Genomic DNA, 11,492 nt, shown 5'->3' on the forward strand with positions numbered 1-11,492 from the left:
GTGATCAGTCTTTGGCCATTAGTCATTTGTGAATCAAAGACTAATGACAACTGACCTATTGACTAATTATTAGTTTTGACACGTTGACGAAAATCTTCTACTGTCAGTTTTAACCCCTCTTGCAGGGGAATGGTAGGTTCCCAATTTAACCAAGTTTTTGCCTTGCTGATATCGGGACGACGACGACGAGGATCATCTGAAGGTAAGGGTTCAAACTTAATTTCTGCATCTGGGTTAATTAAATTTTGCACAGCCTGCGCCAATTGTAAAATGGTGTACTCATCAGGATTCCCCAGATTGATGGGACCAATGTATTCACCATTCATCAGTCTGATCAGACCTTCAACTAGATCAGAGACATAGCAGAAGCTGCGAGTTTGTGTACCTTCACCATAAACAGTTAAAGGAATACCCTGTAGTGCTTGCACAACAAGATTACTCACTACCCGACCATCGTTTTCTAACATCCTTGGTCCATAGGTGTTAAATATTCTGGCTACCCGAATATCGACTTTATTTTCTCGGTAGTAGTCAAATGCCAAAGTTTCCGCAATTCTTTTACCTTCGTCGTAGCAAGAACGGATGCCGATGGTATTGACACTACCTCGATACTCTTCTGTTTGAGGATGAACTTCTGGATCTCCGTAGACTTCGCTGGTGGAAGCTAATAAAAATCTAGCTTTAACCCGTTTAGCCAAACCCAACATATTCATCGTTCCTATTACGTTAGTTTTAACGGTTTTAATAGGATTATATTGGTAATGTACCGGAGATGCAGGACAAGCTAAATGATAGATTTGATCCACTTCTAAGCGAATTGGCTCAGTGATATCATGACGGATCATCTCAAAATAAGGGTTATTTAACCATTTGAGGATATTACGTTTATGCCCTGTATAGAAGTTGTCTAAGCATATAATTTCATTTTCTTCGGCCATCAATCGGTCGATCAGATGGGAACCAATAAACCCAGCACCGCCAGTCACCAAAATTCTCATAATTTCCCACTTACCTTACAGATATTTCCAGAGGTATTATCCTTATTTTTAGATTATCCAGCTTCGGTACAAAAAAATATATAATTAACCAAGCTCAGTCTCATGATATTAAGTAATTTTCCTATAGATTCTGTGCAGAACTAATGATTATTTTCTAATAATTGTGTAATTTTTAGTTATGGTTCATAAAATCTTCAATATATAAATTTTTGGAAAATTAAACGTATTATATTTTGTGATTATAAATACATAAGTATTACTTAAGAACACCGTTGTTACATAGCTGTTTTTTTAGCAGAAAAACTATTTGACAAGACGAGTTTGTGATGATGTTGTGGTTCTCCTAGAATGATAATTGAGCAAGTAAGTTGCCTAGCTAATTCAGTTGTGACATCACTAATGGCTAATCCACCAGGGCTAGTACGATTACGGATAAAAGGCAATACCACTAAATCATACAGTCTTGCAGCTTGTAAAACAGCTTGAGCAACATTTTCATGAGTAATAATTTGAATGTCTGGTGGATTTGACACAGCCAATTTAGATACTAATTGGGAGAGATGCGATCGCCTAGCAGCGATTTGACTAGGACTGGTGCGGCGATCGCAAACATTTAACACAGTAATTTGGCTTTGATTGGCATCTGCCAAGGTTTGAGCAAATTGTAAAGGAGTGAGTGTTGGCGTGATTAAGTTTTCTATCGGCACGAGGATGCGCTGAATTCTTTTAGGTGATTCTACCAGACGTGCTACAGCTACTGGACAATGGGCAGCCCAAAGCACATTATCAATCACATTACCTAATAAACGCGCCCTCAAACCAGTACGTTTACCCCAACCCATGATAATCAAATTTGCCTTTTGTTCACGAGCCGACCTACAGATTGCTGGAGCAAAAGCATCATCAATTCTAAGTAACGGTTCTGCTCGTGCGCCTAATATCCTACTTTGTTCTGTGGCTTTTCCTAATAACTTTTCACTTCGCTGCCAAGCAATATCTAATTGGGGTGCATCCATTTGAGACGTAGCATGAGCGATCGCTAATGGTAAAATTTTTCCCTGGGATTGACAAGCTAATAAGGCCGCCATTTCAATCAAATATTTTTGAGTTTGCGGATTTTGGACAGGTACAATTATAGTAAAATTACTGTGTATCGATTGTGCTTTTTGTTTTAATAAAGTTGTGATAGGTGCTTCTCCCACTGAGGAACAAGTCAAACCCACCGCATCCCCAGCCATGATATTTGTCAGCCACGTTCCAAAAGTCGCTGTAATTAACATTAAAACAATCACACTGTTTAAGACTTCCGCTGGTAGCAAACCCGACCTATATCCCTCCAAAGCCACCCCTAATGTCGTACCTACCAAGGGAATAGATAGAGACCAAATCGTTAATGTTTCCTGCCAACTATAGCGGTAAACTAGCTTCGCCAACACAGCTGCTATAAATTTGCTGGACATCAAACCGACGAAAATCAATAATAATAACTTGATTGTGCTGTATCCATTAAAAAAAGCGGGTAAATCAATCCTTAAACCCAGATCAATAAAGAAAATGGGAATGAATAGCACACTACCAATAAACACTAATTTTTCTTTAACCGGTCCTTCACCTATTGCTTCATTGACCGCCAAACCTGCTAGGAAAAAACTAACAATTTTTTCTAAGCCCATCAATTGAGCCATCAGCACGGACAGAAATACAGACATTAACACACATAAAAACTTATTGCCCTCGTCGTCCCCGGAACGGCGGAAAAATTCTTTGCTGACCCAATCAAAACCGAATAAAACGATCACGAAGTAGATGATTGCCCACCCCAATATAGTAATTAGTTGAGCAAAGCTGAATGTTCCAGCATGAAAGCTGGCTATAGAAACAGCTAATATTAACAATGTGCCGATATCTGTAAAAATTGTCGATCCCATTGTCATGGTGACAGCCTGATTATTTACTACTCCCAAACGACTGATAATCGGATATGCCAAAAGGGAGTGAGAGGCCAATAAGCAGCCTACTAATATTGAACTATGCCAGTCAAAACCTAAAAATTTTCCTCCCCATGTTCCTAGCATCAGGGGTACACTGAAAGTCAAGCTACCAAATACCAAGGAACGACTTTGCTGTTGACGGAAAAGCTGGATATTAAATTCCAATCCGGTTATAAACATCAAGTAAAATAACCCAATGTTTGATAGCAAAGTCATCATTGGCGATTCATGCTCGAATAATCGCCAACCTGATGGACCAAATACCAATCCAGAGCAAACAAGACCCACTAATGCGGGCAACCTTAGCCGTTCAAAGAGGATAGGTACAACAAGGATGACTAACAGTAAAATAGCAAAGGTAATCAGTGGTTCCTGTCCGAGAACTTGGGCGGTTGGGTATAAAGTTAGAACTTGTGACACAAGTAGCATCATGTAAAACAGTTATCAGTTATTCAGTTAACTGATATCTAGGGGTGAATTTGACTCAAAATAAATCGTAGACGATCATAATCATCTTTTAGTAGTACACTGAGATGCCGACCAGCTTTGAGCAACCATTCTCTGTCAGCTTTGCGTAACTGGTAAACTTCACGAATGGCAGATGCGGCTAAAGATTCTACAGGCGCACCATTAATCAAAAGTAAAGTTCTTAAAAAATCTAATTTTTCGGTGAACTTGATAATTGCTTCCGGTTGACACCGATAAACAGCTTGATGAATTTGGGGAGGACGTGGTGGCAGATACTGGTATATTCCTTGGTTATAACTAATATCTTGTGGCTGTTGCTCAAACCCGACAATTGCCGCCCGAAATTCAGTTCTGAGCATAGCAAATATCTGGGGTTGTTCCTCGCGCAGAGTTTGCAGGGACAACCCCAAAGCCCTGGCCCGATGTACAGAATCTATAGGCATAGTCGTGGCATGATACACCACAGCATAGATTTTATTACCAGACTCTTCATCTACAGCACACACCCAACTACCAAAAGGGGGCATAACTGGAAAACTTAAGTCTTCTGGTTCTAGACACTGTGCCAAAAATTCAGTAGTTGTAGTTTCGATTACCTCCCCTATATGGTGAGGGTGGCGATCGCCGATAGTAAACTGTGGTAAAGGTAGACGCATATTAGTCCTTAGTCCTTAGTCCTTAGTCCTTAGTCCTTAGTCTTTTACTAATGACTGATAACCACTGAACTAATGACTAAACAATTATTTTCCTTTTTTCTTGCCTGTTGTTTCTACGAGTTCTAATTCTGGTAAGCGGAAGGTAATTATTTTATCCCAGTTACCACCTTCAAATAGTACAGCCACCTTACCATCACTCACCCGCTGTACAAGTCCTTCATAGCGATAATATGTGTCTGCGGGATTTTTGATGCGAACAGTTGCTCCAGGCAGAATCATGTTTTTACCCTCGATTTCTTCTCGGTTATTAATTTAATATTAGTTGATTGTCAGCAGCAAAAGGCAAGAGGCAAGAGGCAAGAGGCAAAAGTGAATTAATTTTAGGCAATTCCCCTATTCCCTATTCCCTATTCCCTGTTCCCTATTCCCTATTCCCTGTTCCCTATTCCCTATTCCCTATTCCCTATTCCCTGTTCCCTATTCCCTATTCCCTATTCCCTATTCCCTGTTCCCTATTCCCTATTCCCTGTTCCCTGTTCCCTATTCCCTGTTCCCTTTAATAATATTTTTGACGTTGGCGGAAATTAGCTACAGATTCTACTATTCCTAGCGCAATAAAGTTAGTCAACATAGCAGAACGACCATAACTCATCCAAGGTAAGGGAATTCCCGCCACAGGTGCTAAACCAACCGTCATACCTACATTAACAATTAGTTGAAAGATAATCATGGATAAAACACCAATAGCCAACAGAGAGCCGAAATTATCTTTGGCGGTTTGAGCTATGTGCAGTATACGGAAACAGATCAAGCAATAAACAAACAGCACTATTAAACAACCAACAAAACCAAATTCTTCACCAACGGCGGAGAAAATAAAATCTGTATGCTGCTCAGGGACAAAATTTAATTGAGTCATCGGACCCTTAAACAAACCCCAGCCCCAAATTTCCCCAGCCCCAATAGCAATACGAGATTGTATGAGGTGATAACCAGCACCAAGGGGATCATGTTCAGGGTTGATAAATACACTGAGCCTGTCTTTTTGATATTCTTTTAATACATGATTCCAGGCAAAAATCCCTAATTCACCGCCCAACATATTGAGACTAAAAGAGGCGATCGCACTAATTTTAAATTTGCGCCATGGTAAAGTTTGCCACCCAAGAATACCCATAGCACCTGCCCAGAATAAACCCAAGGGACTAAACGTTAGTTCTTTTAGCAACACTATTGGTGCTGACAAAGGCCAGGATATACTGAAGAGAACAGCAGAAATAACAGGGGAAATCATCAGAACCAACCAACCAGGGTTGGCGTTTGCCCAATACAGCATTCCCAAAACTATCGCCGCAAATACGAGTGAAGTAGCTAAATCTGGCTGTAAAAATATCAATCCCCAAGGAACAGATGTAATTGCCAAAACACGGAAAACACTCTCCAATGTCGAAGCAGTACGCCTGTGTAACAAAGCTGCGAGGGTGATAATTACGCCTATTTTGGCAAATTCCGAAGGCTGGACATTGAAGCCCGCAATACTAATCCATCGCTGTGCGCCTTTGGCACTTGTACCAGCCACCATCACCACTATCAGGCTGAAGTTAGTCAGAGCGTAGGTTATCCAGTGCCACTGGAGCAGATTTTCGTAGCGGCAGCGAGCCAACAACAAAGCTATGATAGAGCCAATGCCAGCTACAAGCCAGTGCCACCACCAATCAGTGACTGGCTGCTTGAGTTCTGTACTGAGGATCATAAGTCCGCCAAACATACTCACAGCAATAGATAGACACAATAATAGCAAATCTATTTGCTGCCAGGGCTTAACCCAATATTGCCAGCGGAGTTTAGGAAGCGAGCGTTTTAACAACATTGTGCGAAGAGCGACTTGAGCTTTTAATAGGGACTGGAGACTGGCGACTAGGGACTGGGTAATATTGTTTCTCTTCACCAATTACCAATCACCAATTACCAATCACCAAGCTTATGTTAGAGCAGCAACTGATACTTTCCCGGCGATAGTCAGAGCGATCGCTGTCAGTGCTTTAGCAGAAGCTGAATCTGGTTCAGCGACTACTATGGGTATACCACTATCTCCACCAATTCTGGTAGAAATTTCTAGAGGTACACAACCCAAAAGTGGTACTCCTAATTCTGCTGCTGTTTTTGAACCTCCACCGGAACCAAAAATGTCATATTGTTTATCTGGTTGATCGGGAGGAATAAAATAACTCATATTTTCCACAATCCCCAATACAGGTACATTCATCTGTTGGAACATCCGCAAACCCTTGCGAGAATCTAACAGTGCTACATTTTGGGGTGTAGTGACAATTACTGCTCCTGCCATGGGTACAGCTTGGGTTAAAGTTAATTGAGCATCTCCAGTACCTGGTGGCATATCCACAATCAAATAATCAATTTCTCCCCATTCCACCTGATAAAGAAACTGACGAATTACACCATTGAGCATGGGTCCACGCCAAATCACAGGCTGATCACGGTCAATCAAAAAGCCCATTGATACTAACTTGACTCCATGATTAAACGCCGGTTCGAGAATGTCGCCTGTTTCTGTGGAGCGAACAACAATTTCAGCATCAGCTAAACCCAGCATAGTCGGATCATTTGGTCCGTAAATATCTGCATCTAGCAAGCCGACCTTTGCCCCTGTTTGTGCTAAAGCAACTGCGACATTTACCGCTACTGTGCTTTTACCCACACCCCCTTTGCCACTAGAAACAGCAATAATATTTTTCACCCCAGCAATACCAGTCCGGTCAGGTAGGCTTTTTTGTTGAGGAGTTTCTGCTGTTACTTCCACGCTGATATCTGTCACACCTGGCAGTTTTTGAACAGCTTTTTTACAATCTTCGACAATAAATTCCCGTAAGGGACAGGCGGGAGTAGTCAACACCAAAGTAAAGCTAACCTGACCACCGTCAATTTTCACATTGCGAATCATATTCAGTTCTACCAGACTTTTGCGAAGTTCTGGATCTTCCACTGGTCGCAACACATCTAGAACTGACTGGGAATTGAGGACATCATACGTCATGCTTTGTACCGTTACTGCCGTGATAAAATTTTAAAAATGTAATTTTTACCTATTTTACAGCTTTTAGATATTCCTAAATTCCTGATTCCCTACTTTCTAAAAATCAAAACAACTGTCATCTAAGGATTTTTTCTGACGTGACACCACTGGTAATGCTGCTTTTTCTACCGCTTCGACTAGAGAACGTGCTACCCGATCTGTATAAGGACGAGAGAATAACCAAATTAGAGGTGATAACCAACCGCGTAGAGTTACAGAATATGACAAATAACTGCCACAAACTGTGGACTCTACTTGGTATGTTATCCGTTCCTCAATCCCAGGAATTGCCAATACACGGATACTCAGCATTTGTTTAGGATTGACCCGTTCTACAAAAATTTGAATGGGAATTGGCCAAAATCTGGTTACAGCTTGGAAAATTAATCCGGGTTGAGGTACTAATCCTAATGGTACGTTGGTACTTTTAAGTAGTGGATGCCAGGAAACATCTGTTAAATCCACTACTTTTTGCCACAGTTCATCCACCGAAGCCGAACTGATCTCTCGATAAGTCCGCACCAGAGAAGCGCAAAAACGACGACGTTTGCGGTGGATGAATTTGGATAACCACTTTTGCACTGTCCTAATCCTCCTAGCTTCAATCGCTCTGGTTACTCTGGACATCTGAGAAAATTTGAGTCAAGCTATCTACTCACAACACATACCATACAAAAAATCGGCTGCTTTGTGGACTAATTCTTCAGGGTCTGGTGTTAATAACAGAATTTTCTCCACAATAATTGCAAAGAAACTTAATGAATCTACAAGCCTATACGCATTTGAGGGACAATAAACTTTAGTCAAGATCATCAATTTGGTTTTGTCCACTCAGAAAAAGCAGTTTTGGCAAATTGTGTCAGGTTTTTGGCTTCAAGTGCCAACAAATTTTTAAAATGAAAATTTGTAGCTTTCACAGAAATTGTAATTTTAGGTTCGGGAATCTATGTTGACCAACTCGCAAACCCCTACTCTGACAGCAGAATCATCCAAGTTTCTTCCTGCACCTGACGCGCAGACTAGAGTCAGTCAGTTTATGAAACAGTTACAAAACGAAATTACTCAGGCTTTAGAAGCATTGGATGGTGTTGGTAAGTTTCAAGAAGACAGCTGGGAGCGTCCAGAAGGGGGTGGTGGGCGATCGCGCGTACTGCGTGATGGCGCAATTTTTGAACAAGCAGGTGTAAATTTTTCTGAAGTTTGGGGTTCTCATCTGCCCCCGTCAATTTTAGCCCAGCGTCCAGAAGCAACAGGACACGGCTTTTATGCAACGGGTACTTCTTTGGTGTTACACCCTCGTAATCCTTATGTACCTACAGTTCATTTGAATTACCGTTATTTTGAAGCAGGTCCAGTTTGGTGGTTTGGTGGTGGTATTGATTTGACACCTTATTACCCCTTTATTGAGGATGTGATTGAGTTTCATCAAACTCTCAAACAAGCTTGCGATCAACATCACCCAGAATACTACCCAGTTTTTAAACGTTGGTGCGATGAATATTTTTATCTCAAGCACAGGGATGAAACCAGAGGTATTGGGGGACTATTTTTGGATTACCAAGATGGTCAAGGTGAAATATATCGCGGACCTGATCCAAAAGGGGAAGCGGCTATTTATAGCAACAAAGTAGGAACTTTACCAGCACGCACTTGGGAAGAATTATTCGCTTTAGTACAAGACTGTGGCAGAGCTTTTATACCAGCTTATTCACCAATTGTCAAGCGGCGACATGGCATGGAATATGGCGATCGCCAACGGAATTTTCAACTATACCGTCGGGGAAGATATGTAGAATTTAACTTGGTTTATGACCGAGGTACAATTTTTGGACTGCAAACCAATGGACGCACAGAATCCATTCTCATGTCCCTACCACCTCTAGTGCGTTGGGAATATGGCTACCAACCAGAACCACATACTCCTGAAGCTGAACTGTATGAAACTTTCCTGAAGCCACAAGATTGGCTCAACTGGAAACTAAATCAATAGTCACGAATAGTTAATTTTGAGTAAAATTAGACACATTTACTCAGAGTAAGTAGAGCAGACTTAGGCGGGTCAATGAACAATCAAGGGTTTGGGCTGGGTTAAAGAGAGAGAATGAAAGAAAATATTGGTGAATTTTCGGGTCTTAATCCCCGGATAATTCAGCAAATAGTCGCTTTTTCTGAGGAAAAATCCACTTTTTTTCTCTCTAAAGAACTCGTAAATTCTATTCACTAAGGCTAACAATTCCCCAAACCCAGCCTAAATCAATAAATCTGTCATCTATTGAATTTAGATACTCAGCAGTTAAACTACTAAAATATAAGCATTGAGTCAAAAAAAAGTAGTTTATCTTTTCAGGACAAGATCACGGAGAATACAGTGAATATAAACCAAAAAACATATTCAAACCCAGAAGGTAATACTGTGATTGTCTTGAAACCAACAGGTCGTCTAGACATCACAACCGCTTGGCAATTTCGCCTGAAATTACAAGAGTGTATTTCTAAACTAAGTCGTCATGTACTTGTGAACCTGGGAGAGGTAAATTTTATTGATAGTTCTGGTCTTACCTCTTTAGTCGCTGGAATGCGTGATGCTGATAAGGTTAAAGGCAGCTTCCGCATTTGCAATGTCCATCCAGAAGCTAAACTTGTATTTGAGGTGACAATGATGGATACAGTATTTGAAATCTTTGAAACTGAAGAAGAAGCTTTAGAAGCATTATTCCCCAACTTAGTCAATAGCGATAATAAAAGTTCCGACCATAAACATCAAAATACTCAAGAGAATAGTAACTCTCCTGACTTAAGTTCCCAATCTGCTCGCTTTGCGCCATCATTAGCCGATGAATAAACCAAGGGAATTAACCGCAAAAACTGAAAAATTTGCCAGAAAATCCCAGGTAAAAAAACTTGCCAAAATTCAAAAACCATGGGAAAAAAGGACAGGCATTTTGCTTGTCAATTGCATAAATGAAACAATTAATCATTTTCCCATTTCCTGTATAGCTTGGCAAAGTAGCCTTTAAACGAGAAAATAAAAATACGTCGCCCTTAACCTTTTCTTTGTGAATAACGTCCGTACCGTCTCTGATACAAAACGAACTTTCTATAATCTTCATACCCGTCCAATCAACACAATTTACCGTCGGGTAGTGGAAGAGTTGATGGTGGAAATGCACCTGCTCTCAGTCAATGCTGATTTTAGCTACAATCCAATTTATGCCTTAGGAGTTGTCACAACTTTTGACCGCTTCATGGAAGGCTATCAACCGGAACAGGATCAAGTATCCATTTTTAATGCCATAATTCAGGCTGTAGAGCAAGATCCATCACGCTATAGACAAGATGCAGCCAGATTGCAAGCAATAGCTCATAGTTTGGCAGCTAAGGATTTAATTGCCTGGTTGAGCCAATCTACTCAATTAGATCAAGATGCTGATTTGCAAGCACAACTACAAGCGATCGCTCACAATCCTAATTTTAAATACAGCCGCTTGTTTGCCATTGGTTTGTTCTCATTATTGGAACTGGTAGATTCCGAACTTGTCAAAGATGACAAGCAACGTAATGAGGCGCTAAAAGCGATCGCTCAAGGTTTACATCTATCTGAAGACAAACTTAGCAAAGATTTAGAGCTATATCGCTCTAATCTCGATAAGATGGCACAAGCACTGATAGTGATGGCAGATATGTTGGCAGCAGATCGGAAAAAGCGCGATCAGCGTCAAAAACAAGCCAGCACGCCAGTTGCTCCTCCCAGTACCAATGATTAAATAATTTGTAATCATGAATTCGTAATTCGTAATTAAAGATTGTCAATCATCAGAAAATTACGAATTACGAGTCATCAATTACAAATTAATTTCACTGATTTCCAGTTGCTGCAATTATTAACTTTAAACACCCAGTAATTTGTAGATTATATTGTTAATAATGGTGAGTGCAAAAGCTCCTAAAATAGCACTCCAAATACCATAACGTAAGCGAAAACCCTCTACTAACCAGGCTGCAATACTAAAACAAGCAACAGCAATCATGAAAGTGAAGATACCAGATAATAAGTCAAAAGTGGCTAAATTTGGGATCGCAAATACGAGCGATAAAACTGGTCTAACTAATGCTGTGATAATCCCCAGAACTGCTGCGGAAAAGAAGGCTTTTCCCGGAGTATCTATTTCAACTCCTAAAGGCAACTTACTAATAAGCCACAGACTGATAGAAGTGACTAACCAAACAATTAACAGTGTTACAATATTCATTGCCGCAACCCTTGAAACGTAAATGGTGATAGGCG

Annotated in this window: 10 protein-coding genes and 1 pseudogene; 3 read left to right on the forward strand and 8 right to left on the reverse strand. The window is 40.6% G+C overall.

The genetic code is table 11. The features are described 5' to 3' along the window. Nucleotides 1–62 precede the first annotated feature (62 nt). The 7 genes from VB694_RS01235 to VB694_RS01265 all read right to left on the reverse strand — a co-directional run bounded on the left by VB694_RS01235 (nt 63) and on the right by VB694_RS01265 (nt 7,789). Nucleotides 63–998 carry a UDP-glucuronic acid decarboxylase family protein gene (locus VB694_RS01235; RefSeq protein WP_323358490.1) on the reverse strand — a complete coding sequence of 312 codons (936 nt, stop codon included), beginning with the start codon at nt 996–998 and terminating at the stop codon, nt 63–65. A 275-nt stretch (nt 999–1,273) separates the two neighbouring features. Then, entirely contained in the window at nt 1,274–3,418 is a 2,145-nt protein-coding gene (locus VB694_RS01240; RefSeq protein WP_323358541.1) for a cation:proton antiporter, read from the reverse strand. A 38-nt stretch (nt 3,419–3,456) separates the two neighbouring features. Further along, nucleotides 3,457–4,113 (reverse strand): HAS-barrel domain-containing protein, encoded by a 657-nt coding sequence (locus VB694_RS01245; protein ID WP_323358491.1) that lies wholly within the window; start codon nt 4,111–4,113, stop codon nt 3,457–3,459. A gap of 84 nt (nt 4,114–4,197) precedes the next feature. Continuing rightward, nucleotides 4,198–4,392, reverse strand: a complete 195-nt coding sequence (locus VB694_RS01250) for an NAD(P)H dehydrogenase subunit NdhS (protein WP_323289286.1) — start codon at nt 4,390–4,392, stop codon at nt 4,198–4,200. A gap of 277 nt (nt 4,393–4,669) precedes the next feature. Beyond that, nucleotides 4,670–5,983 carry a rod shape-determining protein RodA gene (gene rodA, locus VB694_RS01255; RefSeq protein ID WP_323358542.1) on the reverse strand — a complete coding sequence of 438 codons (1,314 nt, stop codon included), beginning with the start codon at nt 5,981–5,983 and terminating at the stop codon, nt 4,670–4,672. A 111-nt stretch (nt 5,984–6,094) separates the two neighbouring features. After that, nucleotides 6,095–7,168: an Mrp/NBP35 family ATP-binding protein gene (locus VB694_RS01260; protein WP_323358492.1), complete on the reverse strand. Its 1,074-nt coding sequence runs from the start codon at nt 7,166–7,168 to the stop codon at nt 6,095–6,097. Nucleotides 7,169–7,264: 96 nt separating this feature from the next. Next, nucleotides 7,265–7,789: an SRPBCC family protein gene (locus VB694_RS01265; RefSeq protein WP_323358493.1), complete on the reverse strand. Its 525-nt coding sequence runs from the start codon at nt 7,787–7,789 to the stop codon at nt 7,265–7,267. Between the two features lie 364 nt (nt 7,790–8,153). Between VB694_RS01265 and hemF the strand changes: the two genes are divergently transcribed. The 3 genes and pseudogenes from hemF (at nt 8,154) to psb29 (ending at nt 10,971) form a co-directional block, all read left to right on the forward strand. Then, a complete protein-coding gene (gene hemF, locus VB694_RS01270; RefSeq protein ID WP_323358494.1) occupies nt 8,154–9,197 on the forward strand; it encodes an oxygen-dependent coproporphyrinogen oxidase in 1,044 nt (347 codons plus the stop codon). 363 nt (nt 9,198–9,560) lie between these two features. Beyond that, nucleotides 9,561–9,920 (forward strand): annotated as a pseudogene (locus tag VB694_RS01275) (STAS domain-containing protein); the annotation flags it as partial. Nucleotides 9,921–10,263: 343 nt separating this feature from the next. Further along, nucleotides 10,264–10,971, forward strand: coding sequence for a photosystem II biogenesis protein Psp29 (gene psb29 / locus VB694_RS01280; protein ID WP_323358496.1), 708 nt, complete (start codon nt 10,264–10,266; stop codon nt 10,969–10,971). A gap of 123 nt (nt 10,972–11,094) precedes the next feature. Here psb29 and VB694_RS01285 read toward each other — a convergent pair whose 3' ends face one another. Then, on the reverse strand, nt 11,095–11,457 hold the full coding sequence (locus tag VB694_RS01285; protein ID WP_323358497.1) for a phage holin family protein: 363 nt from the start codon (nt 11,455–11,457) through the stop codon (nt 11,095–11,097). Between the last annotated feature and the right edge of the window lie 35 nt (nt 11,458–11,492).

It is taken from the genome of Anabaena sp. UHCC 0451 (assembly GCF_034931405.1).
In the GTDB taxonomy this organism is placed as follows: Bacteria; Cyanobacteriota; Cyanobacteriia; order Cyanobacteriales; family Nostocaceae; genus RDYJ01.

Bases quoted from the DNA above. Each gene is read 5' to 3' on its own strand.
- VB694_RS01235 (WP_323358490.1), bottom strand. From the start codon at position 998: ATGAGAATTTTGGTGACTGGCGGTGCTGGGTTTATTGGTTCCCATCTG.
- VB694_RS01240 (WP_323358541.1), bottom strand. From the start codon at position 3,418: ATGCTACTTGTGTCACAAGTTCTAACTTTATACCCAACCGCCCAAGTT.
- VB694_RS01245 (WP_323358491.1), bottom strand. From the start codon at position 4,113: ATGCGTCTACCTTTACCACAGTTTACTATCGGCGATCGCCACCCTCAC.
- VB694_RS01250 (WP_323289286.1), bottom strand. From the start codon at position 4,392: ATGATTCTGCCTGGAGCAACTGTTCGCATCAAAAATCCCGCAGACACA.
- rodA (WP_323358542.1), bottom strand. From the start codon at position 5,983: ATGTTGTTAAAACGCTCGCTTCCTAAACTCCGCTGGCAATATTGGGTT.
- VB694_RS01260 (WP_323358492.1), bottom strand. From the start codon at position 7,168: ATGACGTATGATGTCCTCAATTCCCAGTCAGTTCTAGATGTGTTGCGA.
- hemF (WP_323358494.1), top strand. From the start codon at position 8,154: ATGTTGACCAACTCGCAAACCCCTACTCTGACAGCAGAATCATCCAAG.
- VB694_RS01285 (WP_323358497.1), bottom strand. From the start codon at position 11,457: ATGAATATTGTAACACTGTTAATTGTTTGGTTAGTCACTTCTATCAGT.